Origin of the sequence: Angustibacter sp. Root456 (genome assembly GCF_001426435.1) — a bacterium.
In the GTDB taxonomy this organism is placed as follows: Bacteria; Actinomycetota; Actinomycetes; order Actinomycetales; family Angustibacteraceae; genus Angustibacter.
Map to the genome: position 1 here is coordinate 85,321 of NZ_LMER01000017.1, position 24,772 is coordinate 110,092.

General features: G+C 72.0%; 24 protein-coding genes. 13 read left to right on the forward strand and 11 right to left on the reverse strand.

Annotated elements, in window-relative coordinates; translation table 11 throughout:
• Nucleotides 1–21 precede the first annotated feature (21 nt).
• Together ASD06_RS11515 and ASD06_RS11520 are read left to right on the forward strand one after the other, a co-directional pair.
• Entirely contained in the window at nucleotides 22–1,818 is a 1,797-nt protein-coding gene (locus ASD06_RS11515) for a DEDD exonuclease domain-containing protein (protein ID WP_056677425.1), read from the forward strand.
• A 17-nt stretch (nucleotides 1,819–1,835) separates the two neighbouring features.
• Entirely contained in the window at nucleotides 1,836–2,117 is a 282-nt protein-coding gene (locus ASD06_RS11520; RefSeq protein ID WP_056677430.1) for an Lrp/AsnC family transcriptional regulator, read from the forward strand.
• A gap of 32 nt (nucleotides 2,118–2,149) precedes the next feature.
• Here ASD06_RS11520 and trpD read toward each other — a convergent pair whose 3' ends face one another.
• Together trpD and ASD06_RS11530 are read right to left on the reverse strand one after the other, a co-directional pair.
• A complete protein-coding gene (gene trpD, locus ASD06_RS11525) occupies nucleotides 2,150–3,241 on the reverse strand; it encodes an anthranilate phosphoribosyltransferase (protein WP_056677433.1) in 1,092 nt (363 codons plus the stop codon).
• A 3-nt stretch (nucleotides 3,242–3,244) separates the two neighbouring features.
• Entirely contained in the window at nucleotides 3,245–3,670 is a 426-nt protein-coding gene (locus tag ASD06_RS11530) for a response regulator transcription factor (RefSeq protein WP_056677436.1), read from the reverse strand.
• 173 nt (nucleotides 3,671–3,843) lie between these two features.
• On the opposite strand from ASD06_RS11530, the gene ASD06_RS11535 reads away from it, so the two are divergent.
• The 5 genes from ASD06_RS11535 to ASD06_RS11555 all read left to right on the forward strand — a co-directional run bounded on the left by ASD06_RS11535 (nucleotide 3,844) and on the right by ASD06_RS11555 (nucleotide 8,948).
• A complete protein-coding gene (locus ASD06_RS11535) occupies nucleotides 3,844–4,491 on the forward strand; it encodes a heme-copper oxidase subunit III (protein WP_056677438.1) in 648 nt (215 codons plus the stop codon).
• Between the two features lie 133 nt (nucleotides 4,492–4,624).
• Nucleotides 4,625–5,428, forward strand: coding sequence for a cytochrome c (locus ASD06_RS11540; protein WP_056677441.1), 804 nt, complete (start codon nucleotides 4,625–4,627; stop codon nucleotides 5,426–5,428).
• Nucleotides 5,429–5,483: 55 nt separating this feature from the next.
• Nucleotides 5,484–6,545 (forward strand): ubiquinol-cytochrome c reductase iron-sulfur subunit, encoded by a 1,062-nt coding sequence (locus tag ASD06_RS11545; RefSeq protein ID WP_056677444.1) that lies wholly within the window; start codon nucleotides 5,484–5,486, stop codon nucleotides 6,543–6,545.
• The gene (locus ASD06_RS11550; RefSeq protein WP_056677450.1) at nucleotides 6,542–8,227 is read left to right on the forward strand and encodes a ubiquinol-cytochrome c reductase cytochrome b subunit; all 1,686 of its coding nucleotides are present in this window, start codon (nucleotides 6,542–6,544) and stop codon (nucleotides 8,225–8,227) included. Before ASD06_RS11545 ends, ASD06_RS11550 begins: the two co-directional genes overlap by 4 nt.
• A 109-nt stretch (nucleotides 8,228–8,336) precedes the next feature.
• Nucleotides 8,337–8,948 carry a hypothetical protein gene (locus tag ASD06_RS11555; protein ID WP_200942094.1) on the forward strand — a complete coding sequence of 204 codons (612 nt, stop codon included), beginning with the start codon at nucleotides 8,337–8,339 and terminating at the stop codon, nucleotides 8,946–8,948.
• A 125-nt stretch (nucleotides 8,949–9,073) separates the two neighbouring features.
• On the opposite strand, the gene ASD06_RS11560 is transcribed toward ASD06_RS11555, so the two are convergent.
• From ASD06_RS11560 to coxB, 4 genes are all read right to left on the reverse strand, one after another.
• Entirely contained in the window at nucleotides 9,074–10,324 is a 1,251-nt protein-coding gene (locus ASD06_RS11560; RefSeq protein ID WP_157371670.1) for an Ig-like domain-containing protein, read from the reverse strand.
• 150 nt (nucleotides 10,325–10,474) lie between these two features.
• Entirely contained in the window at nucleotides 10,475–10,876 is a 402-nt protein-coding gene (locus ASD06_RS11565) for a cytochrome c oxidase subunit 4 (RefSeq protein ID WP_056677456.1), read from the reverse strand.
• A gap of 1 nt (nucleotide 10,877) precedes the next feature.
• Nucleotides 10,878–12,671 carry a cytochrome c oxidase subunit I gene (gene ctaD / locus ASD06_RS11570; RefSeq protein ID WP_082537962.1) on the reverse strand — a complete coding sequence of 598 codons (1,794 nt, stop codon included), beginning with the start codon at nucleotides 12,669–12,671 and terminating at the stop codon, nucleotides 10,878–10,880.
• Nucleotides 12,671–13,552, reverse strand: a complete 882-nt coding sequence (gene coxB / locus ASD06_RS11575) for a cytochrome c oxidase subunit II (RefSeq protein ID WP_056677459.1) — start codon at nucleotides 13,550–13,552, stop codon at nucleotides 12,671–12,673. The genes ctaD and coxB overlap by 1 nt, the downstream gene beginning before the upstream one ends.
• A gap of 159 nt (nucleotides 13,553–13,711) precedes the next feature.
• Between coxB and ASD06_RS11580 the strand changes: the two genes are divergently transcribed.
• Together ASD06_RS11580 and ASD06_RS11585 are read left to right on the forward strand one after the other, a co-directional pair.
• Entirely contained in the window at nucleotides 13,712–14,887 is a 1,176-nt protein-coding gene (locus ASD06_RS11580; RefSeq protein WP_200942095.1) for a cysteine desulfurase family protein, read from the forward strand.
• Nucleotides 14,884–15,135, forward strand: coding sequence for a sulfurtransferase TusA family protein (locus tag ASD06_RS11585; protein ID WP_056677462.1), 252 nt, complete (start codon nucleotides 14,884–14,886; stop codon nucleotides 15,133–15,135). The genes ASD06_RS11580 and ASD06_RS11585 overlap by 4 nt, the downstream gene beginning before the upstream one ends.
• Here the strand turns inward: ASD06_RS11585 and aat are convergent.
• Both aat and ASD06_RS11595 read right to left on the reverse strand, forming a co-directional pair.
• Nucleotides 15,132–15,809: a leucyl/phenylalanyl-tRNA--protein transferase gene (gene aat, locus ASD06_RS11590; RefSeq protein WP_056677465.1), complete on the reverse strand. Its 678-nt coding sequence runs from the start codon at nucleotides 15,807–15,809 to the stop codon at nucleotides 15,132–15,134. The two genes, ASD06_RS11585 and aat, sit on opposite strands and share 4 nt — an antisense overlap.
• A gap of 19 nt (nucleotides 15,810–15,828) precedes the next feature.
• On the reverse strand, nucleotides 15,829–16,815 hold the full coding sequence (locus ASD06_RS11595; protein ID WP_056677468.1) for a carbohydrate kinase family protein: 987 nt from the start codon (nucleotides 16,813–16,815) through the stop codon (nucleotides 15,829–15,831).
• A 74-nt stretch (nucleotides 16,816–16,889) separates the two neighbouring features.
• On the opposite strand from ASD06_RS11595, the gene ASD06_RS11600 reads away from it, so the two are divergent.
• On the forward strand, nucleotides 16,890–17,093 hold the full coding sequence (locus tag ASD06_RS11600; protein ID WP_157371671.1) for a hypothetical protein: 204 nt from the start codon (nucleotides 16,890–16,892) through the stop codon (nucleotides 17,091–17,093).
• A 68-nt stretch (nucleotides 17,094–17,161) separates the two neighbouring features.
• Here the strand turns inward: ASD06_RS11600 and ASD06_RS11605 are convergent, their stop codons facing one another.
• Together ASD06_RS11605 and ASD06_RS11610 are read right to left on the reverse strand one after the other, a co-directional pair.
• On the reverse strand, nucleotides 17,162–17,539 hold the full coding sequence (locus ASD06_RS11605; RefSeq protein ID WP_056677474.1) for an iron-sulfur cluster assembly accessory protein: 378 nt from the start codon (nucleotides 17,537–17,539) through the stop codon (nucleotides 17,162–17,164).
• A 209-nt stretch (nucleotides 17,540–17,748) separates the two neighbouring features.
• Complete coding sequence (locus tag ASD06_RS11610) at nucleotides 17,749–18,906, reverse strand: glycerate kinase (RefSeq protein WP_056677477.1); 1,158 nt, start codon at nucleotides 18,904–18,906, stop codon at nucleotides 17,749–17,751.
• A gap of 64 nt (nucleotides 18,907–18,970) precedes the next feature.
• Here ASD06_RS11610 and nadA point away from each other — a divergent pair, with 64 nt between their 5' ends.
• Both nadA and ASD06_RS11620 read left to right on the forward strand, forming a co-directional pair.
• Nucleotides 18,971–20,167: a quinolinate synthase NadA gene (gene nadA / locus ASD06_RS11615; RefSeq protein ID WP_200942097.1), complete on the forward strand. Its 1,197-nt coding sequence runs from the start codon at nucleotides 18,971–18,973 to the stop codon at nucleotides 20,165–20,167.
• Nucleotide 20,168: 1 nt separating this feature from the next.
• Nucleotides 20,169–22,172, forward strand: coding sequence for a DUF3592 domain-containing protein (locus tag ASD06_RS11620; protein ID WP_056677480.1), 2,004 nt, complete (start codon nucleotides 20,169–20,171; stop codon nucleotides 22,170–22,172).
• A gap of 111 nt (nucleotides 22,173–22,283) precedes the next feature.
• Here ASD06_RS11620 and ASD06_RS11625 read toward each other — a convergent pair whose 3' ends face one another.
• Nucleotides 22,284–23,666, reverse strand: a complete 1,383-nt coding sequence (locus ASD06_RS11625) for a dipeptidase (RefSeq protein WP_056677484.1) — start codon at nucleotides 23,664–23,666, stop codon at nucleotides 22,284–22,286.
• 34 nt (nucleotides 23,667–23,700) lie between these two features.
• Here ASD06_RS11625 and ASD06_RS11630 point away from each other — a divergent pair, with 34 nt between their 5' ends.
• Nucleotides 23,701–24,768 (forward strand): cation diffusion facilitator family transporter, encoded by a 1,068-nt coding sequence (locus ASD06_RS11630; protein ID WP_235502315.1) that lies wholly within the window; start codon nucleotides 23,701–23,703, stop codon nucleotides 24,766–24,768.
• The last annotated feature ends 4 nt before the right edge of the window (nucleotides 24,769–24,772 follow it).

Genomic DNA, 24,772 nt, shown 5'->3' on the forward strand with positions numbered 1-24,772 from the left:
CCCCGATCTACCCTCCGGAACGTGAGGTTGATCCAGGGCACGCTCGACGAGCTCGGCACACCGCTGGCCGAGACCGACTTCGTCGTGGTCGACCTCGAGACCACCGGAGGGTCGCCCAGCGCGGCGGCGATCACCGAGATCGGCGCGGTGCGCGTGCGCGGCGGCGAGATCCTCGGCGAGTTCCAGACGCTGGTGCACCCGGGCACCCCGATCCCGGCCTTCATCGCGCTGCTCACGGGTATCACCGACGCGATGGTGCGGGACGCACCGGTCATCGACGCGGTGCTGCCGGCCTTCTTCGAGTTCGCGCGCGGCAGCGTGCTGGTGGCCCACAACGCACCCTTCGACGTGTCGTTCCTCAAGGACGCGGCACGCCAGTGCGGGTACCCGTGGCCCGGGTTCACCGTGGTCGACACCGTCCACCTCGCCCGTCAGGTCGTCACGCTCGACGAGGTGCCCAACCGCAAGCTCGGCTCGCTGGCCCGCCTCTTCGGCTCGCCGACCACACCCGACCACCGCGCCCTCACCGACGCTCGCGCCACCGTCGACGTGCTGCACGGCCTGCTCGAACGGGTTGGTGCCCTCGGCGTCCACTCCCTCGAGGAGCTCACCACCTTCACCTCGCGGGTCTCCCCCGCGCAGCGCCGCAAGCGGCACCTCGCCGAGTCCCTCCCGCACGCCCCCGGGGTGTACGTCTTCCGCGACGCGCACGACCACGTGCTGTACGTCGGCACGTCGCACGATCTGCGCTCGCGGGTCCGCACGTACTTCACGGCCTCCGAGCGGCGCAGCCGCATGGGCGAGATGGTGGCGATCGCCGAACGCGTCGACGCCATCGTCTGCCAGACCACGCTCGAGGCGCAGGTGCGCGAGCTGCGCCTGATCGCCGAGCACAAGCCGCGGTACAACCGACGCTCGCGCTTCCCCGAGCGCATGCCGTGGGTCAAGCTGACGGCCGAGGCCTTCCCCCGCCTGTCGGTCGTCCACGCCGTGCGCGACGACGGCGCCACCTACGTGGGGCCGTTCAGCGGGCGGCGCGCCGCCGAGCTGGCGGTCGACGCGCTGCACGAGGTGTTCGCGCTGCGCCAGTGCACCCGGCGCATGGGCCGGCGCGGTGGCGGCGGCAGCTGCGTGCTGGCCGACATGCGCCGGTGCCTGGCCCCGTGCACGCAGGCGGCCGACGACGCCACCGCCGAGCAGGCGAGCGTCGACTACGCCGTGCTCGTCGCCCAGGTGCGGGCGGTGCTCACCGGTGACTGCCGGTCGCTGGCCGCCGACCTGCGCGCCCGTATCGGCGCGCTGAGCGCCGGTGAGCGGTTCGAGCAGGCGGCCACGATCCGCGACCGGTTGGTGACCCTCGTGCGCGGTGCCGCGCGCGCGCAACGTCTCGGCGCGTTCGCCGCCTGCCCGAAGATCGTGGCCGCGCGGCGACGGCCCGAAGGGGGCTGGGAGATCGTGCTGGTGCGCCACTGGCGGCTGGCCGGCACCACGGTGGCTCCCCGCGGAAGCGACCCCTGGCCCTACGTCGAGGCGCTCGCCGCCACGGCCGAGGTGCCCGAGCCGCCGACGCTCCCCGCACCCGCGGCCAGCGCCGAAGAGGCCGAGAAGGTGCTGCGCTGGATCGAGGCCGACGGCACGCGGCTGGTCGAGGTCGAGGGCGAGTGGAGCTGCCCGGTCCACGGCGCCGGGGCCGAACGAGCCAGACTCGAACCGCTCGCCGTGGCTGCTGCCGGCGCGGTGCCGTTCGACGAGCCCGGCGTCGTCCGGCGCGGCACAGCTCCCGTTGCGAGCAGCCTGCGCCACCCGGCCGCGGGCTGACGACTAGGCTGCGGCCTGTGATCACCGCCATCGTGCTCGTCCAGGCCGAGGTCGACCGCATCCCCGAGGTGGCCTCCGCCATCGCCGATCTCGACGGCGTCACGGAGGTCTACTCCGTGACCGGGGACGTCGACCTCATCGCCATGGTGCGCGTCCGCGAGCACGAGGAGCTCGCCGACGTCATCGCCGACCGGCTCAACAAGGTCGAGGGCGTGCTGAACACGCAGACGCACATCTCGTTCCGTGCCTACTCGCGACACGACCTCGAGGCGGCGTTCGCCCTCGGCCTCGACGGCTGAGCGCCAGCCCCTCGACCTGCAGCCGCTGAGCCTCAGCGCGCGGCGGTCGCGGCCACCCAGCGCTGCAGCACGTCGGCCGCCGCACCGGAGTCCACCGACTCCGCGGCGCGGGCCAGACCCTGAGCCAGCCGCTCGGCCAGGTCGCCCTGCGCCGTCCGGCCCACGGCGTCAGCGGCCACCAGCGCCGCCGCGGCGTTGAGGAGTACGGCGTCGCGTACCGCCCCGCGCTCGCCCGCCAGGAGGTCACGAGCCACGCGCGCGTTGTAGTCGGCGTCCGCACCACGCAGCGCCGACACCGGCGAGCGCGGCACGCCGAGTTCGGCCGGGTCGAGCCGCTGCTCGACGACCTCACCCTGGCGCACCTCCCACACGGTCGAGGGCCCCGAGGTCGTCAGCTCGTCCAGGCCGTCCTCGCCGCGGAAGACCAGCGCGCTGACACCGCGCTCGGCCAGGACCCCGGCCATCAAGGGCGCCATCCGCAGGTCGGCGACCCCCACCGCGGACGCGCTCGGGCGCGCGGGGTTGGTGAGCGGGCCCAGGAAGTTGAAGGCCGTCGGCACGCCGAGCTGCCCTCGCGCGACGGCGGCGTGCCGCATCGAGGGGTGGAACACCGTGGCGAAGCAGAAGGTGATGCCGGCGTCCACGGCCACCTCGGCCACCTGGGCCGGCGTGAGGTCGAGCCGCACGCCGAGCGCCTCGAGGACGTCGGCCGAGCCGCAGGCGCTCGACGCCGCCCGGTTGCCGTGCTTGACGACACGCTCACCGGCGCCGGCCACGACCAGTGCCGCCATCGTCGAGATGTTCACGGTGTGCGCGCGGTCACCGCCGGTGCCGACGATGTCGACCACCGGGCCCGCAACGTCGATCGGCACGGCGTGCTGCAGCATGGCGCGCACCAGTCCCGCGAGCTCCTCGACGCTCTCGCCCTTGGCCCGCAAGGCGACCAGGAAACCCGCCACCTGCACGGCGGACGCGTCGCCCGACATGATGCGATCCATCGCCCACGCCGTCTCGTCGGTGGCGAGGTCACCGCCGGTGATGAGGCGGTGCAGCAACGCGGGCCAGGTGGGTTCGGTGGCTGCCCCTGAACCGGAGGCCCCGCCGGTCGCCCCCGCGCCGGCCACCGCTCAGCCCTGCAGGCCGCGCGCCAGCTCGGCCACGGCGGCGGCGACGCCGGCCGGGTCGAGCGGGTGCGAGACGGCGTTGTCGGCCAGCGACCACGCCGCGAGCCAGGAGTCCTGCGGGCGCCCGGTGAGCACCAGGATCGGCGGGCAGCGGTAGATCTCGCTCTTCAGCTGCCGACACAGCCCCAGACCACCCAGCGGGCTGGCCTCGCCGTCGAGCACGGCGAGGTCGATCTGCCCGGAGTCCATGGCGCTCACGACGGCCGCCGGCGTCGCGCACTCGACCCACTCCACGCGCGGCACGTCAGGGGCCGGACGGCGGCCGACCGCCATGCGCACCTGCGTGCGGGTGTCGACGTTGTCGCTGTAGACCAGGACGGTCAGGGTGCGGGTGTCCTGCTCCGCGCCGGTCGCCTGCGTCGCGCTCATGCGTGTCGTCCTCTGGTGCCGTTGGTGGGTGCTGCGGTGGGTCAGCAGGCCGACAGCCTGCGTCCGCGATCGTAGCGGCCCGGCGTCCACGGCAGGCCAGCGCATCGTCGCTGGTGACGGCTTCACCGAACGTCGGGGGGTCGCTTCCCCGTTCGCCGAGCCATAGGGCAATAATGACGACCGTGGCGACCGCATCAGCAGTTGAGACCGTGCCCGCGCACCCGGCGGTGAGCCGGCCGAACATGGCCTCGGTGGGCACCATCGTGTGGCTGTCGAGCGAGCTCATGTTCTTCGCCGGGCTCTTCGCGATGTACTTCACGATCCGCAGCGTCGTGCCGCAGGAGTGGGTGACGGGCCCGGAGAAGCTCGACGTCCCCTACGCCGCGGCCAACACGCTCGTGCTCGTGATCAGCTCGGTCTGGTGCCAGCTCGGCGTCTGGAAGGCCGAGCAGTTCCAGCCCGGCCGCACCGGCTCGCTGCTGAAGTTCCGGCAGTGGGGCATGCGTGAGTGGTACGCGCTCACGTACCTGTTCGGTGCCGTCTTCGTGTCCGGCCAGGTGCTGGAGTACGCGAACCTCGTGCACGAGGGCGTCAAGATCAACTCCGACGCGTACGGCTCGGTGTTCTACCTCACCACCGGCTTCCACGCCCTGCACGTCACCGGCGGCCTGCTGGCCTTCCTGCTGATCATCGGCCGCACCTTCGCCGCGCGCCGGTTCGGGCACGCCGAGGCCACCGGCGCGATCGTGACCTCTTACTACTGGCACTTCGTCGACGTCGTGTGGATCGCGCTGTTCGCGACGATCTACCTGTTGAAGTGACCGGCTCGGCGCGGCGCGCAGCGCGGTCCCCCCGGATCGCGCCGTCGCTTGCGCCCGCGCAAGAACCCCGACGTAGGCTCGCTCCACAGCCGTGGTCCCCGACCCCGGCTCGGCACGAAACGAGGACCCGCACGTGACCGCTCTCGCCGCCCGCCGGCGCCACCCGCTGGCCCTGGTGCTGCTCATCGCCTTGGGGCTGCTCGCCACGGGCGGTGCGTACGCCGCCCTGGCCCCGCAGCCCGCTGCGGCGTCGACGGCCAGCGCCGACGACGTCCAGCAGGGCAAGAAGCTGTTCCTCGCCAACTGCTCGTCGTGCCACGGCCTCAACGCCCAGGGGGCGCCGGCCAACAGCGAGGGTGACGTGGCCGCGCCCAGCCTGATCGGCGTCGGTGCCGCCGCCGTCGACTTCCAGGTCGGCACGGGGCGCATGCCGCTGGCTGCCCCCGGGCCGCAGGCGCAGCAGAAGAAGGTCCAGTTCTCCCAGAAGGAGATCTCCCAGCTCGCGGCGTACGTCGCCTCGCTGGCTCCGGGCCCCAGCATCCCCTCGACCGAGTACGCCACCGCCGAGGGCGGCGACCCCGGTCGCGGCGGCGCCATCTTCCGCGTCAACTGCGCCATGTGCCACAACTTCGCCGGGGCCGGTGGCGCTCTGACGCGCGGCAAGTACGCCCCGAGCCTGGAGAACACCACCCCCAAGCACATCTACGAGGCGATGATCACCGGCCCGCAGTCCATGCCGGTGTTCAACGACTCCAACATCACGCCGCAGAGCAAGCGCGACGTCATCGCCTACCTGAAGACGACCAGCAACGAGCCGAACGCCGGGGGCTCCTCGCTCGGCAACCTGGGTCCCGTGCCTGAGGGCCTGTTCGCCTGGGTCGTCGGCATCGGTGCCCTCATCGGGTGCGCGGTCTGGCTGGGCTCGAAGGCGGCATGAGGTCATGAGCCACGAGACGGACGCCGGCAGCCAGAAGGATGCGGAACTGACTCCCATGAGCGACACCACCCCCGCCCGCACCAGCGACGTGCCCACGCCCGAGCGGGCGGTCGCGCTGCCGGGCACCACGGCGGCACCCACGCTGTTCGAGAACCCCGGGCTGCCGCCGCACCCCCACCGCATGGCCGACGTCGACCCGCGCGCCGCCAAGCGCGCGGAGCGCCAGGTGGCCGCCATGTTCACGCTGTCGATGCTCGCGACGCTGGTGTTCCTAGTGTCGTACTTCGCGGTCAGCATGGACCAGGCGGTGTACGTCCCGTTCATCGGCGCCGTCCGCCTGCAGCACCTCCTGCTCGGCCTGGGCCTGGGCTTCGGCCTGTTCTTCATTGGCGTCGGCGCCATCCACTGGGCCAAGACGCTCATGCCCGACGAGGAGGTCGTCGAGGAGCGCCACCAGCTGCGCAGCTCGGACCAGACCCGCGAGGCCGCGGTGGAGACGCTTCAGGAGGGCGCGGAGTCCTCCGGCATCGCCCGGCGCCCCCTCATCAAGGCCACCCTCGGCGGTGCCCTCGGTCTGTTCGGTCTGCCGTTCATCGTGGCGCTGCGCGACCTCGGGCCGCTTCCCGGCGACCGTCTGTCGCACACCATGTGGAAGGCCGGCATGCGGTTGGTCAGCGACCCCGAGCTGGCACCGATCAAGGCTTCTGACGTCACCGTCGGCTCGGTGTTCCACGTCATGCCGGAGGGCATCGACAAGGTGGAGGACATCCTCGAGCAGCGCGCGAAGGCTGCGGTGCTGCTCATGCGCCTCAACCCCAACGACATCAAGAGCGCCAAGGAGCGCGACTGGGGCTACGAGGGCATCGTGGCCTACTCCAAGATCTGCACCCACGTCGGCTGCCCGGTGGGCCTGTACGAGCAGCAGACGCATCACCTGCTGTGTCCCTGCCACCAGTCGACGTTCGACGTGACCGAGGACGCCAAGGTGATCTTCGGCCCGGCCCACCGCCCGCTTCCCCAGCTGGCGATCACCGTCAACGACGAGGGTTACCTGGTCGCCCGTCAGCCGTTCCAGGAGGCTGTCGGGCCGAGCTTCCCTGAGCGAGGTCACCGATGAGCCAGAGCACAGCCAACCGCGGTATCGGCGGCGTCGCGAGCTACGTCGACGACCGCACCGGCGCGGCCACGGCGGTCAAGTGGGGACTGAAGAAGGTCTTCCCCGACCACTGGTCGTTCATGCTCGGTGAGGTCGCGATGTACAGCCTCATCGTGCTGCTGCTCACGGGCACGTTCCTCACCTTCTGGTTCGTCCCCTCGGCCGGCCACGTGATCTACGACGGCTCCTACGTGCCGCTCAAGGGCATCGACATGTCCGAGGCCTACAAGTCCACGCTCGACATCTCGTTCGAGGTGCGCGGCGGTCTGGTCATGCGCCAGATCCACCACTGGTCGGCGCTGCTGTTCGTGGCCTCCATCGCGACCCACATGTTCCGGGTGTTCTTCACCGGCGCCTTCCGCAAGCCGCGCGAGATCAACTGGGTCATCGGCCTGGTGCTGTCGCTGCTCGCGCTGGTCGAGGGCTTCGCCGGCTACTCGCTGCCCGACGACCTGCTGTCAGGCACCGGCCTGTCGTTCGCCCGCGGCATGATCCTGTCGATCCCGATCGTCGGCTCGTACGTGTCGTCCTTCGTCTTCGGCGGCGACTACCCCGGCGAGGCGCTCATCCCCCGGCTCTACACCGTGCACGTGCTGCTCATCCCGGCGCTGCTGGTGGTGCTCTTCACAGTGCACATCGCCCTGGTGGCACTGCAGAAGCACACGCAGTACCCCGGGCCCGGCCGCACCGAGAAGAACGTCGTCGGCTTCCCCGTGATGCCGGTGTACGCGGCCAAGGCGGGTGGCTTCTTCTTCATCGTATTCGGTGTGACGACGCTCCTGGCGGCGATCGCGGAGATCAACCCGATCTGGGCGTACGGTCCCTACGACCCCTCCCCTGTCACCGCCGGCTCGCAGCCGGACTGGTACATGGGCTGGCTGGAGGGGGCGATCCGCCTGACGCCGGGATGGTTCGAGTTCCAGGTGTTCGGCTGGACGTTCAGCTTCAACATCGCCCTCGGTGGCCTCATCCTGCCCGGCATCGTCACCATGGCGGCAGCGTTCTACCCGTTCATCGAGGCCTGGGTCACCGGCGACAAGCGTGAGCACCACCTGCTCGACCGCCCGCGCAACGCCCCGACCCGCACCGGTCTCGGCGCGATGGCGATCAGCTTCTACCTGCTGCTGCTCGCCGGCGGTGGCAACGACCTCATCGCGACGCACTTCAAGCTGTCGATCAACGACATCACGAACTTCTTGCGCGTGGCGATCTTCGTGATCCCGCCGATCGTGTTCGTGATCACCAAGCGGATCTGTCTCGGACTGCAGCGCCGCGACCGCGACCTGGTGCTCCACGGGGTCGAGAGCGGGCGCATTGTCCGGCTCCCGCACGGTGAGTACCTCGAGGTGCACGAGCCGGTCAACGAGTACGCCCGCTGGGAGCTCGTGCAGCACGACACCCACCGGCCGCTGCCCGAGCCCGAGGCCACGGACGCCGACGGGGTGCGCCGTCCAGGTCTGCGCGCGCAGCGAATGCGGGCCAAGCTGTCGCGGTTCTGGTTCGAGGACCGAGTCGAGACCGTCACGCCGGCCGAGCTGGCCGCTGCGCACGCTCACGGCGAGCACGAGGCACTCGACACCTCGCACGAGTCACGCGGCATCGAGGGCGGCGAGGTCGAGACCCGGGCGGTCACCCGCCACTGAGGCGCCGGCGAGGCGTCAGCCTCCCGACAACAGAGAAGTGGGGCACCCGACCGAGGTCAGGTGCCCCACCTCTCTGTCCCCGGACGGTACGTCGGCTAGCGTGCAGGCCGTGCTCCCCCACGACGAGGTCGTCCGCAGGTACGGGCCGTGGGCCGCCCGCACCCCGGCCGACGCGGTCGACCTGCTCGTCGACTACCCGGGCCGCTGGTGGATCGCTGGCGGCTGGGCCGTAGAGGCCTTCACCGGCGTGCCGCGGCAGCACGGCGACCTCGACCCGAGCATCCCCCGCAGCGACGTGGCGGAGCTGGTCCGTCACGTGGCCGGACAGCTCGACGTCTGGCAGGCCGACCGCGGCATCTTGCGACCGGTGCTCTCGCCCGACGAGCGGCTGTCACCGTCTTGCAGCAACCTGTGGCTGCGGGCCGGCGGCGCGGAGCCGTGGGAGTACGACGTCATCCTCATGGACCTCACCGACGCGACCTGGACGTACAAGCGCGACCGGCGCATCAACCTCCCGGTGGACGACCTGTTCTGGACGCAGGGCGGGGTCACGTACCTGCGTCCGGAGATCCAGCTGCTGCACAAGGCACCGGGGCTGCGCCCCAAGGACGAAGCCGACTTCCGCACCTGCCTCCCGTTGCTCGCCCCGGAGCGGCGAGGCTGGCTGCGTGACGCCCTGGCCACCGCGCATCCTGGGCACCCCTGGCTCGAGCGGCTCTAGGGGCGCCTGGGCGAGGTCACGCCAACGGGCTGCGACGACGGCCACCGACGGCACGTGGCGCCTACCTCCGCTCGCCGCGTACGTGGCCGCGGTGCGCCTGGGAGCCGGCGGTCAGAGCCAGTGGGTCAGAGGGCGGAGTGCTTGGCCCACTGGGCCAGCGTCTCGTTCCACATCGTGTAGCCGTTGTACTCCTCGAGCTTGCGGGTCGAGCCGACGAACTTCACGACGTCGCCCATCCGGGAGTGGTCGAACAGCCACTTGGCGTCGGCGGGGGCGAGGTTGGTGCACCCGTGGCTGACGTTGGCGTTGCCCTGAGCGCCCACCGACCACGGCGCGGAGTGCAGGAACTCGCCGCTCCAGGTGAGCCGCATGGCCCACTTGGTGTCGATGTTGTAGTAGCCCTTCTCGCCCTTCTTGATGCCGATCGTCGCCGAGTCCATGGTGTGCTGCGATTCACGCGACAAGATGACCTTGATGCCATTGCGGGTTTCTGTGTCGCTGCCGGGGCGCCCGGTGCTCACCTTGAGCACCCGCAGGACCTTGCCGTTGCGGGTCACGGTCATCCGGTGCGTCTTGGTGTTGACGGTGCTGACCATGGCGTCGCCGATGGTGAACGTGCTCGACGCGTCGTGGTCGGTCCACAGCCCGTTGTGGGTCTCGATGCCCGCGATGTTCGCCTTCACCGTCACCTTGGTGCCCGGCTTCCAGTACGTCGCCGGGCGCCAGATGAGCTGCCGGCCGTCGAGCCAGCCCCAAGCACCCTTCATGGCGGGCGTCGACGTCACCGAGACCCGGCGCTCGACCGCAGCCCGCGTGTCAGCGTCCACCGGCGTGACGAACTGGATCGCCACCGGCATACCCACCCCCACCGGCGTGGAGCCGGACGGGATGATGCCGTAGGTCGCGGTGTCCCTGGGCTTCAGCGTCGTGAGGGTAGCCGTCTGCGACGTCGCCTCCCCCGCCTCGTTCACGGCGCTCGCGCTCACCTGGTACGTCGCACTAGGGCGTAGGCCGCCTTTAGCGGTCCACGTGGTCTTGGCGTCGTTCAGCGTCCCCTCGACCGCGGCTCCGTCACCGGAGCGGACCGAGACGTCCTGCAGCGTGCCGCCGTCGGCGCTCACGGTGATGGTCGCGTCGGGGCGCACGGACGTCGAGCCGTCGGTGGGCGAGATGGTGAGGGATGCAGGCTCCACCGCAGGCGTCGACGGGCTGGTGACGCTCGGCCGGTCGTGAGCCGCGGCCTGCGGCGTGCTGCTCTGGCAGCCGGCGATGGCGATCGCCGCGGCAGCCACCAGCGACGACCACACCAGTGCCCGGCGGGCGAGACGCCCCGACGCGGGGCGGTTCTGGGATGGTGCCTGGTTGGTCTGTCGCACGTTCGGTCCCCCGAGAGCGGTGTGTCGGTCGGCGTCGCCATCGACCTCAAGGACTCGAGGCACACCGCTCAGGTGGCGGGGACGACCCCTCTACTGTAAGCCACCTGGGTGACGAACCGGGTCGGGTGACCCGGAACCGAGCCGAACCCCTCAGTGCGCGTGCGCGCCGCGCCAGTACTCGAAGACCCAGCCGATGAGCGCCAGTGCACCCAGGGCGATCCCGAGGTACATGAGCCACCAACCGGCGGCCAGGCCCAGGAAGACGACGGCGCCCGCAGCGGCGAGCGGCAGCGGCCACCAGCTGTGCGGCGAGAAGAAGCCGTACTCCCCAGCGCCCGCCTCGATCGACGCGGCCGGGTCGTCCTCAGGCCGCTCGTCGACGTGACGGGCGGTGAACCACAGGTACCAGCCGACCATGGAGGCCAGGCCGGCGCACAGGAACAAGCCGACCGGACCGACCGGCTCGTCCCAGTGGGTCAGGATCCCGTAGATGACGCCGACCGGCGCGAAGAAGAAGAACCCCGCCCCGAACAGCCAGCTCTCGACCTTCACGTCAGCTCTCCTCGCCGTTCACGCCGTTGCGGCCGTTGGGCACACCGTCACCGCCGCCGGTGCCGCCGGACGTCGCCCCCACGCCCTCGGCGTCGAGGTCGGGCTCGCCGTACAGGTGGTCGAGCACGTTCTTGTCGGCCTTCGGCGAGTCGTCGCGCGTGACCTCCGGGTGGTGCAGGTCGAACGCCGGGCGCTCCGAACGGATCCGCGGGATCGTGACGAAGTTGTGCCGCGGCGGCGGGCACGAGGTGGCCCACTCCAGCGACGCGCCGTAACCCCACGGGTCGTCGACCTCGACCATCGGCGCCGTGCGCCAGGTCTTCCACACGTTGTAGAGGAAGGGCAGCGTGGACGCGCCCAGCAGGAACGCGCCGAACGTGGAGACCTGGTTCTCCCAGGTGAAGCCCTCACCGGCCATGTAGTCGGCGTAGCGACGCGGCATGCCCTCGACACCCAGCCAGTGCTGGATCAGGAAGGTGGTGTGGAAGCCGATGAACAGCATCCAGAAGTGGATCTTGCCCAGGCGCTCGTCGAGCATCCGGCCGGTGAACTTCGGCCACCAGAAGTAGAAGCCGGCGAACATCGCGAACACCACGGTGCCGAAGACGACGTAGTGGAAGTGCGCCACGACGAAGTAGGTGTCAGTGACGTGGAAGTCCAGGGCCGGGCTCGACAGGATGACGCCGGTCAGACCACCGAACAAGAACGTGACCAGGAAGCCGAGCGACCACAGCATCGGGGTCTCGAACGTCAGCTGACCGCGCCACATCGTGCCGATCCAGTTGAAGAACTTCACACCGGTCGGGACGGCGATCAGCATCGTCATGAACGCGAAGAAGGGCAGTAGCACCTGACCCGTGGCGTACATGTGGTGCGCCCACACCGTCACGGACAGCGCCGCGATGGCGATCGTCGCGAACACCATGCCCTTGTAGCCGAACAGCGGCTTGCGGCTGAAGACCGGCATGATCTCGCTGATGATGCCGAAGAACGGCAGGGCGATGATGTAGACCTCGGGGTGGCCGAAGAACCAGAACAGGTGCTGCCAGAGCATCGACCCGCCGTTGACGGGGTCGAAGATGTGCGCGCCCAGCCGTCGGTCGGCGCCCAGCGCGAGCAGCGCGGCGGCCAGCACCGGGAAGGCCATCAGGACGAGGATCGACGTGATGAGCACGGTCCAGGTGAACAGCGACATCCGGAACATCGTCATACCCGGGGCCCGCATGCACACGATCGTGGTGATGAAGTTGACGGCGCCGAGGATCGTGCCGAAGCCGGCCAACGACAGGCCGAACACCCACAGGTCAGCACCGAGGCCCGGCGAGTAGACCACGCTCGACAGCGGCGAGTACGCCGTCCAGCCGAAGCCGGCCGCACCCTGGGGCGTCAGGAACCCGATGGCCGCGATGATGCCGCCGAACAGGTACAGCCAGTAGGCGAACATGTTCAGCCGTGGGAAGGCGACGTCCGGCGAGCCGATCTGCAGCGGCATGATCGCGTTGGCGAACGCGGCGAAAAGCGGCGTCGCGAACAACAGCAGCATGATCGTGCCGTGCATCGTGAAGATCTGGTTGTACTCCTCCGGGTTGCGCACGATCTGCAGCCCGGGCTCGAACAGCTCGGCGCGGATCAGCAGCGCGAGCAGTCCGCCGACGAGGAACCAGACGAACGAGGTGATGAAGTACAGGTTGCCGATCACCTTGTGGTCGGTGCTGGTCACCCACTTCACGACCGTGCGGCCCAGGCTGGGCCGCCGGGGCTCGACCCAGTCGGCCTCGCGGTACGCCGTCGTCATCAGTTGCCTCCCGGCGTCGGGATCTTCTCGGTCTCGCCGGGGGCGAGCTTCTCGAGGTTGAGGGAGTTGGGGAGCTGACCGGTCTGGCCCTTGGCCTTCAGCTCGGCGACGTGCTGGTCGTACTCGGCCTGGGGCACCACCTTGACCCGGAACAGCATCTGGGAGTGGTACGCGCCGCACAGCTCGGCGCACTTGCCCTGGTAGGTACCGACCGTCGTGGGCGTGACCTCGAACTTGTTGACCCGACCGGCGATGAGGTCGAGCTTCATCAGGAAGGCGGGCACCCAGAACGAGTGGTTGACGTCGCGCGTGGTGAGCACGAACTGGGTGGTCTTGTCGACCGGTAGGTAGAGCACCGGGGGCTTGTCGAGGTCTTCCACGGAGCCGGTGAGCTCGGTCTGCGTCGTCGAGTCGTAGACGTTGTCGCTGAGGTAGTTGAAGTCCCACGCCCAGCGCTTGCCCACGACGTTGACGACGTTGTCGGGCTGCGCGGAGGTCTTCAGCAGCGCGGTCTCGTCACGCGCGGTGTAGAAGAACAGCACGCCGATCATGAACAGCGGCACCGCCGAGTAGAGGATCTCGATCGGCAGGTTGTAGCGCAGCTGGACCGGCAGGGAGTCGTCGTCCTTGCGCTTGCGGTAGGCCACGATGCTGAAGATCGTCAGACCCCACACCAGGACGCCGACGGTCAGGGCGGCGATCCACGCGCCGTTCCACAGGCTGGTGATCCGGTCGGCGTCGGTCGTGACGCCCTTGGGCAGGAACCCGCGCTCGGTGGTGGCCGAGCACCCGGACAGGGCCAGCGCAGCAGCGCCGACGACCACGGCGAGCCGCGTCGCGCGCCGAGACCGGCTCGGTCGCGATCGAGGGAGGGAACGCACGGCGCACCTTTCGGACGGATCCCACGGCTGTCCCGCCGACCTCCGGACACCCGGCTCTGGGGCAGAACCGGTGGCGGGCAGGGCAATGCCTTCGAACACCGCACAACCTACCGCAGCACCCACCGCGAGGTCGGGGAGGGTGGGGCTAGCGTGGCCGGCGTGCCGACGTCGTCCGGGTCACCCCTGCAGCCAGCCAGCCAGGGCCGCCGTCACCTCGACGCGGCCGCTCCCCCGCTGTCCGCCGCCGCGCGCGAGGCGCTGCTCGGCGCCCTCGACGACGGGTGGGCCGACCCGCGCCGGCTGTACACCGAGGGACGTCGGGCCCGGGCGCTGCTCGACGGTGCCCGCGAGGCGGTGGCCGGCGTGCTCGGCGCACGGGCCGACGAGGTGTCGTTCGCGCCGTCGGCGACGCTCGCGCGCCAGATCGGGCTGCGCGGGCTGCTGCACGGTCGGCGTCGGGTCGGTCGCGGGCTCGTGCTGAGCGCGGTGGAGCACTCGGCCCTGCTGCAGACCGGGCAGTGGCTGGAGGGCCAGGGCGGGCGCGCCGTCGTGGTCGGCGTCGACCGGCGCGGCCGCGTGGACCTCGAGGCGTGGGCCCGCGAGGTGGCGGCGGACGGCGTGGCGGCGGCCTGCCTGCAGGCGGCCAACGGCGAGGTGGGCACCCGACAGCCGCTGGGCGCTGCGGCGCAGGCGTGCCGCGACGCCGGCGTGCCGCTGCTCGTCGACGCCGGTGCGGTGCTGGGCCGCGACCGCGTGCCGGCCGGCGGCGACGTGGTCGTGGCGGACGCCCGGTCGTGGGCCGGGCCCGGCGTCGGCGTCCTGGTGGTGCGCACGGGCACGCGCTGGCGCCCCGACGGGCCGTCCGACGAGAACGAGCACGGACGGGTGCCCGGAGAGGTCGACGTCCCGGCGGCGCTCGCCGCAGCCGCGGGCCTGCTCGATGCCGAGAGCCGGCGTGAGGCCCGCGCGGTCCGACAGCGCGCCCTCGTCGACCAGCTGCGCGCGGCGGCTGCGGCCGTGCCCGGCACCGAGGTGGTCGGCGACCCTGACGACCGGCTCCCGCACATCGTGACCTTCTCGAGCCTGTTCGTCGACGGCGAGGCCCTGGTGCACGAGCTCGACCGGCGCGGCTTCGCCGTCGCGAGCGGGTCGGCGTGCACGGCCAGCACCCTCGAGCCCAGCCACGTGCTGGCCGCCATGGGCGTGCTCACCCACGGCAACCTGCGCATCACACTCCCCCTCGACCCGGTCGAGTCCGACGTCGAGGCGTTCTGCGCGACCCTGCCGCAGGTCGTGGCGCAGGTGCGCGCCGTCCTCGGAGCCGACCGGCTGTGAGCGGCGCCGCGGTGGTCGTGGACGCCCGTGGGCTGCGGTGCCCGTTGCCCGTGATCCGGCTGGCGCGCGCGGCCGACGGCGCGGCCCCCGGCACGCTGCTGCAGGTGCTGGCCACCGATCCGGCGGCCGAGCACGACGTCCCGGCCTGGGCGCGGATGCGTGGCCATCGCGTCGTGGGCAGCGAACGGGACGGCGACACCCTGCGGATCACGGTCGAGCTCGGGCCGCCGGCCGCCGCGCGGTCCTAGGCGAACGCGGGCGGCAGCGGCAAGGTGAGCGCCGTCGCCAGCCGCTGCCGGTACTCCTGACGCGACACCTCGACGACCCCGAGCGTGGCCAGGTGGTCGGTGCGCCACTGGACGTCGAGCAGCCGACGAGCGACGTCCCCACCCTCGCGCAGCAGGTCGGTGAGCGCCACGAGGGCGACCTTCGAGGCGTCGCGCTCACGGTGGAACATCGACTCCCCGGCGAACAGTCCGCCGATGGCGACCCCGTACAGGCCACCGACGAGCCGGCCCTCGTGCCAGCACTCCACCGAGTGCGCCCACCCGAGCTCGTGCAGGCGCTGGTAGGCGTCGGCGACGCCGGGGGTGATCCAGCGACCGGGCCGAGAGGGGTCGGCGCAGGCCTGGACGACGGCCGCGAAGGCCGTGTCGACGCGCACCTCGAAGCGCGGCAGCACGCGGCGCAGCGACCGGGTCACCCGCACGCCGTCCAGGGGCAGCACCCCGCGGGGGTCGGGCGACCACCAGCCCAGAGGGGCTCGGCCGTTCGCGCCGACGCCCATCGGGAACAGCCCCACGCGGTAGGCGGCCAGCAGGGTGCCCGGCTCGAGGTCGGCGCCGACGCCGACGAGGTCGTCACCCGCGGTGGGCTCGGCGTCCAGGTCCCACCGCGTCGGCGGTGGCTCGTGGGCAGGCACGGCGACGGACCGGGCGGGCTCAGGCGCGGGCGATGCCCAGGTGCGGCTCGACCTCGCTGGCGGCCTCGGCGCCGTAGGCGTCGGCGAACCGGGCCAGGAAGCCACCGCGGCCCAGCTCGTACTCCTGCGTGCCGATCGTCTCGATGACGTACGTCGCCAGCATCGAGCCGAGCTGGGCGCAGCGGGTGAGGTCGCGGCCCCACGACAGACCGGCGAGGAAGCCGGCGCGGAACGCGTCCCCGACACCGGTCGGGTCGGCCTTGCGCAGCTCGCGGGCGACCGGCACCTCGATCACGGGCTCGCCGCGGCGCTCGATGCGCACGCCCTTGGCTCCGAGCGTGGTGACGCGCGTGCCCACCCGCTCGAGGATGTCGTCGGCACTCCACTCGGCCTTCTGCTGGGTGAGCGAGGCCTCGTACTCGTTGCTGAACAGGTACGCCGCACCTTCGATGAGGCGGCGGATGGAAGGGCCGTCGGCGAAGGCCAGCTGCTGGCTGGGGTCGGCGGCGAAGGCGAAGCCACGCGCCCGGCACTCCTCGGTGTGCCGCAGCATCGCCTCGGGGTCGTTGGCGCCGATCAGCACGAGGTCGAGACCCCCGTGCGCGGCGGCCAACGGCGCCAGCTCGATGTCGCGCGCCTCGCTCATCGCACCGGCGTAGAACGACGCGATCTGGGCCTGGTCGGTGTCGGTGGTGCAGATGAAGCGCGCCGTGTGCCGCAGCTCGCTCGTGTGCACGCCGCCGCAGTCGACGCCGTGCCGCTCGAGCCAGGCGCGGTAGTCGACGAAGTCCGGCCCGACGGCGCCCACCAGCAACGGGCGCAGGCCCAGGTTGCCCATGCCGAAGGCGATGTTCGCGGCCACTCCCCCCCGCCGGACGTCCAGCTCCTCGACCAGGAACGACAGCGAGAGCTTGTCCAGCTGCTCGACCACCAGCGAGTCGGCGAACCGCCCCGGAAACGTCATGAGGTGGTCGGTGGCGATGGAGCCGGTGATCGCGATGCGCACCCCACGACCCTACCGGCAGCAGCAGGTGACGATGGTCCTGGAGTACTCGTCGGTAACGGCCTAGCGTCGCTGCCATGAGCGCATCGGCAGTGGTTATCGGCCCCCGGTCGGCCCTCGACGAGGGCACGATGCACGACCTGTGCGTCGACGGCGCGCAGGTGGTGCTCACGCGCGTGGTCGCGCAGCCCGCTCCGCCGTCGTCCCCGAGGCGGTCGGCCCTGGAGGTGCCGGACGACGCCCGTCACCTGCTCGACGAGCTGCCGGCGTACGGCACCTGAGACACGAGCGAGGCCGGCCCCCGAAGGGACCGGCCTCGTGTCACGTCGTCTCCGGCGCGAACAACGGCTCAGCTGAAGCTGTCACCGCACGCGCAGCTGCTGCCGGCGTTGGGGTTGTCGATCGTGAAGCCCTGCTTCTCGATCGTGTCGGCGAAGTCGATCGTCGCGCCCGACAGGTACGGGGCGCTCATCCGGTCGACGACGACCTCGACGCCGCCGAAGTCCTCGACCAGGTCGCCGTCGAGCGAGCGCTCGTCGAAGTACAGCTGGTAGATCAGGCCGGAGCAGCCGCCGGGCTGGACGCCGATGCGCAGGCGCAGGTCGTCGCGGCCCTCTTGCTCGAGCAGGCTCTTGACCTTCTGCGCGGCCACGTCGGTGAGGACGACGCCGTGCGCGGCCTCGGTGGCCTCGGTGGTCTGCGGGCTGGTCTGGGTGGTGTCGGTCATGCGGGCATCCCTACTCGTCTACTCGTCGACTCGTCGAACTCGCGGCCACCAGCGGCAACCGCCGAGGCAGGTGAGGTGTTCCCCTGTCGCGTGGATCCGCAGCGGACCCGTCTGCACCGTGCTTTGAAACCGTGCTGTGAAACCGTGCTCTGAATCCTTGCTGTGAACCGTGCTCTGAAACCGCGCTGAACACACCCCAGCGTACGACGTCAGTGCGACCACGTGCGCGCGACCCGGCGAGTCCGCGCGGCGAGGGCGCCGGCCGGGTCCGATGACGGTGGCGTCGCACCGGCGGGGCCCTCGACGACGGCGTAGGCGCCCGACAGCCCCAGGGTGGAGGTCTCGCGCCGGCCGACCTCGACGTGCGTGGCGAGCACGATGCTGGGGACGCCGACCTCGAGGGCGAGCGCGGCGACGTGCTTCACGACTCCGGCGCGCGTGGACTCCCAGCCGAACACCTCCTCCCCCGTGAGCACGAGGTCGCACTCGCGCAGGCGCGCCGCCAGCCGGGTCGCGCGGGCCGACGCCTCCACGCCGTCAAGCTGCTGGGCGCCCAGGAGCATCAAGGCGAAGGCGACGCCACCGCCCGCCCCGGCACCGGGCCGAGCCGCGATCGACGTCCCGGCGAGCGGGCGACCCGCCACCAACGACCGCTCGGCGAGCTGGGCGAAGTGGCCGAGCGACGCCTCGAGCGCCTGCGCCTGCTCAGGGCTGGCACCGCGTCCGGCCGCCTCGACGGCACTGGCGCCGTGGAAGCCCAGCAACGGGATGTCGGTGGCCGTGGCGACGACGAGCTCGACCTCGCGCAACCGCTCGCGCGCCGCGGCCAGACCGACCAGGTCGGCGGCCTCGACCGCCGAGAGCGCGCCGCCGCCGGCGCCCAGCCGGTCGCCGTCCACGTCCAGGGCGGCCAGTAGTCCTGCGCCCGCGTCGTGCGACGCCGTGTCACCGACACCGACGACGACCCGCCGCGCGCCCGTGTCCACGGCGGCGAGCAGCAGCTCGCCGAGTCCGCGGCTCGACGCCCGCCACGGATCGCGCTGGTCGGCGGCCAGCAGGTGTGCGCCACACGACTGCGCCGCCTCGATGTAGGCCGTCACGGGGTCGCCGTCAGGCCCCTCGGTCGCCGGGCACACCAGCACCGTGGCCGGCACGGGCTCGGCGAGCGGACCGCTCACGGTGACCGGCACGAGATCACCACCGCGGGCGGCCAGGACCACGTCGACGAACCCCGCGCCGCCGTCGGACTGCGGGCACGCGGTGAGCGTGTCGGAGGGTGCTTGCGCGCGCCATCCGGAGGCCATCGCGTCAGCCGCCTGCGACGCCGTCAGCGGGCCGAAGGAGTCGGGGACGAGGAGCACGCGCACGGCGCGATCCTCCCAGGTGGCCAGCGTGCGCGTCGGTAGCGGGCCGCTGTGGGAAAATCAGCGGGTGACCACGTTCTCGGAGCCGGCAGCCTCGCCGGCCGCGTTGCTGCTGCTCGGTCGCGGACGCGACCTCGAGACCGAGCGGGGGGTCGAGTGCCCAGGTGACCTGCCGGCACCGTCGGACCCCGACCTGGTGCAGCGGGCTCGCGCCGCGAAGGCCGCGCTCGGCAACGAGGTGTTCGTGCTGGGCCACCACTACCAGCGCGACGAGGTCATCGACTTCGCCGACGTCACCGGTGACTCCTTCAAGCTCGCGCAGCAGGCGGCGGCCCGCCCTGATGCGCCGTACATCGTGTTCTGCGGCGTGCACTTCATGGCCGAGAGCGCCGACGTCCTCACCGCCGAGCACCAGCAGGTCGTGCTGCCCGACCTCGCCGCGGGCTGCTCGATGGCCGACATGGCCGCGATCGCGCAGGTCGAGGACGCCTGGGACGACCTGGCCGACGCCGGCGTGGCCGACGACGTGGTGCCCGTGTCGTACATGAACTCCTCGGCGGCCATCAAGGCCTTCACCGGGAGGCACGGCGGCACGATCTGCACGTCGTCGAACGCGCGGACGGCGCTCGACTGGGCCTTCGGCCAGCGGCCGGAGGGTCGCGGAAAGGTGCTGTTCCTGCCTGACCAGCACCTCGGCCGCAACACCGCGGTGCTCGAGCAGGGCCTCAGCCTCGACGACTGCGTCGTCTACGACCCGCACAAGCCGCTCGGCGGCCTCACCCGCCAGCAGCTGCAGGACGCGCGGATGATCCTGTGGCGCGGGCACTGCTCGGTGCACGGGCGGTTCAGCCTCGAGTCGGTCGACGACGTGCGCACCCGCATCCCCGACGTCCAGGTGCTCGTGCACCCCGAGTGCCGCCACGAGGTCGTCGCCGCGGCCGACCACGTGGGCTCGACGGAGAAGATCATCAAGACCCTCGAGGCAGCTCCCGCCGGCTCATCGTGGGCCATCGGCACCGAGCTGAACCTCGTGCGGCGGCTGGCGAAGCAGCACCCCGACAAGCAGGTGGTCTTCCTCGACAAGACCGTGTGCTTCTGCTCGACGATGAACCGCATCGACCTGCCGCACCTCGTGTGGTCGCTGGAGTCGCTGGCCGCCGGGCGCGTGGTCAACCGGATCGTCGTCGACCCGGACGTCGCGCACTGGGCGCGCGTCGCGCTCGACCAGATGCTGGCGCTGCCGGGCATCACCGCTCGAGACTGACGTGCCGCCGGCCATCACGGCGGATCAGGCGCTCCGCTGGCGGCGACGCCTGCCCCGCTGGGGGCTGAGCCTCGGCGTCGCGGTCCCGCTGCTCGTGCTGGTGGTCACCGAGACGGTGAGTGAGAGCACGCAGTGCACGCCGTCCGCGCCCTGCCGGCTGCCGCTCGACACCCTGGCCTACCACCTGGTGCCGGTCGCCGAGGTTCTCGCCATCGGCATGGTCGTGCTGGCCCTGCTCCTGCCCCGCGCGGCGGTGTGGGGCGCCGCGGCGGCGGCGGGCCTGCTGGCCGGGCCGGTGGCCGTCGACTCCTCGTTCCCGTCGCTGTGGCGCTGGGCGCTGGTGTGGTTCGTCGCCGTCGGCGCTGTCGACCTGCTCGGGCGCTGGCGGCAACAGCTAGAGGCGGCGGCGTGGCAGGCACCGACGCGGCGGTACCCCGGCGTGGACGCGTCCGTGACCGACCGGCTGCCCCGCGACGAGGACACCCGGCTCGCGGCGCTGGTGGTGGCCGCCTTCGCCGTCGCCGTGGCCGGGGGTCTGCTCGCCTGGCACCTGGCAGCCACCGCGGCACAGCACGAGCGGGAGGCACGCAGCACGCACCTCGACGCCACCGTGACGAAGCTGAGCTCCGACGGCTACACCGTCACGCTCGACGTGCAGGGCCGACAGGTGCGGGTCGAGCCGCAGGGCACCTACGCCGTGGGCGACAGCGTGCCGGTGCTGGTCGACCCGGCTGACCCGGCCCACGTCGCGCTCGTGGCGGAGCCGGACGACCCGAGCTGGCGGATCGGCGTCGCCGCCTTGCTGCTCGTGGTGCTGCTCGGGGTCGCCGCACGGCTGTGGAGCCGGGGCTGGCGGCGGTTCGAGCTGCTGCACCGCGGAGGTCCAGCGGTGCGGCTGCTGGCCGGCCGCCGTGACGGCGCGCGCGTGCTGCTCACGACCCTTGACGACCCACGCTTCGATCGTCCGCTGGCGCTGGTGCGCGACGTCGGCCCGTCCGGGCTGCTGCTGCCGCTGAGCGCGCTGGCGGCGTCCGAGGATGACGAGGGCGGCGACGTCGGGCGCGACGACGGGCCCGATGGCGACCCGTGGCTGCAGCCGGAGCCGCCGGACGTCGCGACCTTGAGCGACGCCGAGCTGGCCGCGTGGGCCGACGGCCTGGTCGACGAGGACTACGACGACGACGTCCCTCCCCCGCCCCCGCTGCCGCGAGCCCTCGACGGCGGCGCGCCTGCCACCGTGATCGGGTTGCGGCGCGACGGCGATCCCGTCGTCCTGCAGGTCGACGGCACGCCGCCCCTGGTGTCGCTGAGCGGCGTGGTCGACCCGTGGACCTGGGGGCGGCTGCGCGACCGCGCGCTGCGCCTGCAGGTGCGCGAGCGCGCTGAGCGCGCGCCGGCCGACGCGGCCCCCGACGCGCCGCCAGCCGAGGCGAGGCGCCCCCAGGGGTCGAGGGCCAAGGAGTGGGCGGCCACGACCGCGCTGCGCGTCGTCACCCCCGTGGCGGCACCCCTCGCGTACGTGCTGGCGGTGGCGGTCTACCCCGCGGCGCGGTGGGTCCTCGACGGCGAGGCCGGATGGGATGCGCTCCTGCCGATCGTCTTCGGCGGTTCCACGCTCGCCGAGGGGCTGGTGTTCCTCGCGGGCCTGTCGAGGCCACCGCTGGGGGTCCGGCCGGGGGCGCTGCTGCATCGGGGGCGGTGGGCGGACGAGCTCATCCCGATCGAGCGCGTCCAAGGGGTCACGGCCGGCCGCGCGTCGGTGGTGCTGCGCCTCGCCGAGCCCGACGACGCGCTGGCCCTGCCCCCGCAGGCGGTCGGGCGGTTCGCCGACGTGCTGGAGCAGGAACCCACGCCGGAGCAGGCTGCGTTCGCCGTCGAGCAGCTGCTGCGCACCACCTCACCTGCGGGCCGCCGGGGCTGGCGTCGCCCGAGCGTGGCCCTGGTGCCCGGTGCGATCGCGGCCGTGGGCTTGCTCGTGGCGTGGGCCCAGGCCCACTTCGGCTGAGGCACGGGCACGGGCACGGGCACGGGCACGGGTCGAGGCTTCGACCCGCTTGTCGAGGGGTGCAACCCTCGACAAGCGGAGTGTCACCCACTGGACGTGATCAACGGGGACTCAGCGCGGGAGTGAGCCCAGGCGCTCCAGCAGCACCGCTTCGGCGACGCACACGCGCTCGAACTCCCCGAGGTGCAGGCTCTCGTTCGCGCCGTGGGCCCGGGTGTCGGGATCCTCGACGCCGGTGACGAGGATCGCGGCGTCGGGGTAGATCGCGGCGAAGTCGGCGATGAACGGGATCGACCCGCCGATGCCCATGTCGACCGGTTCGACGCCCCAGGCGTCGGCGAACGCAGCGCGGGCGGCGTCGTACGCAGGCCCCTCGACGTCGGCCTTGAAGGGCTGGCCGGTCTCGCGCACCCGGACGTCGACCTGCACGTTCCACGGTGCGTGCTCGCGCAGGTGCCGCGCGAGCAGATCGTAGGCCTCGTCGGCGTCCTGCCCCGGAGCCACGCGCATCGAGATCTTCGCCTTCGCCTGCGCCGCAAGGGTGTTGGACGCCTTGTCGGTCGGTGTGGCATCGAAGCCGACCACGGTCAGAGCCGGCTTGGTCCACAGCCGCGAGGTCAGGCTGCCGGTGCCGATGAGCGACACGCCGTCGAGCACCCCGGCGTCCGCGCGCAGCTGGTCCTCGGTGAGGTCGAGGTCGGCTGCCTCACTGCTCACGAGTCCTTGCACCGCAACGTCTCCGGCGTCGTCGTGCAACGTCGACAGCAGCCGGATCAGGGCCGTCACGGCATCGACGGCGGCGCCGCCGTACATGCCGCTGTGCACCGCGTGGTCGAGCGTGCGCACCTCGACGTACGCCTCGACGAGGCCGCGCAGGCTGGTGGTGAGCGCGGGCACGCCGATCTTCCAGTTGGTGGAGTCGGCGAGCACCAGGACGTCGGCGGCGAGCCGGTCGCGGTGGGCCTCGAGGATGCGGCCGAGGGACGGCGAACCCGACTCCTCCTCGCCCTCGACGAAGACCGTGAGGTTCACCGGGGGTCGCCCGCCGTGAGCCCGGATCGCCGCGAGGTGAGCCATCACGCCCGCCTTGTCGTCAGCGGCACCGCGACCGTAGAGACGGCCGTCACGCTCGGTGGGCTCGAACGGCGCGGACGTCCAGTCGGCGTCCTGGCCGGGCGGCTGGACGTCGTGGTGGGCGTAGAGCAGCACGGTCGGCGCTGCCTCGGGCCCGTCGAGGTGACCGACGACAGCGGGCGCGCCTCCCTCGTCGATGACGTCGACGTCGCGCAGTCCGGCAGCGCGCAGCAGGTCGGCGACGGCCGTGGCGCTCGCCGCGACGTGGGCCTGGTCGAAGGCACGCTCGGACACGCTCGGGATGCGCACCAGAGCCTCGAGATCGCGGCGGACGCCGGGCATCTCGCGGGCGACCGCCTCGCGGAGTTCGGCGAGACGGTCGCTGGGCAGGCTCGTGGCCGGGGGTTGTGCGCTGGTCATGCGGGCCACCCTAGCCAGGCGTAGCGTCGCCGCCGTGAGCGAGGACCAAGCAGACCATCCGGACGGCGAAAGCGGCGGCGGCCAAGGCGGCGGCGGCGAAGGCGGCGGCGGTGAGAGCACCGGCACCGTCATCGTCGCCCTGCTCGCCAACGCCGGGATCGCCGTCGCCAAGGGAGTGGCGGCGGTGGTGTCCGGCTCGGCGTCGATGGCCGCCGAGACGGGCCACTCGATCGCCGACACCGCCAACGAGGTGCTGCTGCTCGTGGCGCTCAAACGCAGCGAGCGACCCGCCGACCGTCACCGGCCGTTCGGCTACGGCGCGGAGCGGTTCTTCTGGGCGTTCGTGGCGGCCGTGTCGATCTTCGTGTCCGGCGCGGTGTTCGCTGGCATGGCGGGGATCCGCCAGCTCCTCAGCGGCGGAGAGGAGTCCGGCGGCCTGGTGCTGTCGTCGATCGTGCTGGGCGTGAGCTTCCTGCTCGAGGGGGTCAGCTGGCTACGAGCGGTGAAGGGCGTGCGCGCTCAGACCCGCGAGGAGCACAAGAGCTTTCGCGAGGTACTGCGCTCCACCGACGACCCCACGATCAAGACCGTCTTCTACGAGGACTCGGCGGCCCTCATCGGCATCCTGCTGGCCTTCGGTGGCGTGTACGGCCACCACCTCACAGGGTCCTCGTGGCCGGACGCCGTGGCGTCCTTGCTCATCGCCGCGCTGCTCGCCTTCATCGCGTTCCTGCTGGCGCGCACCAACAAGAACCTGCTCGTGGGGAGTGCCGCAGATCCTCGACTGGTGGGGGCCATCGCACGCTGGCTCGTCGAGCGCGAGGAGGTCGACGCGGTCGTCGACCTGCTGACCGAGCGGATGGGCACCGACCAGGTGCTGGTGTGCGCGCGGCTGGACTACGCCGACGGCTTGGACGCCCAGCAGGTGGAGCAGTCGACGGTCGAGATGAACCGCGCCCTGCGCCGCGAGTTCGGCGACGTCGTCGAGGTCTTCCTCGAGCCGGTGCCCCGCCACGACGAGCGGCTGCGCGAGCGAGTGGCGCGCCGGTACGGCGAGGGCGCCTTCGACCGACTGAACAGACCGGGTGCACCACCCAGGTAGGCTC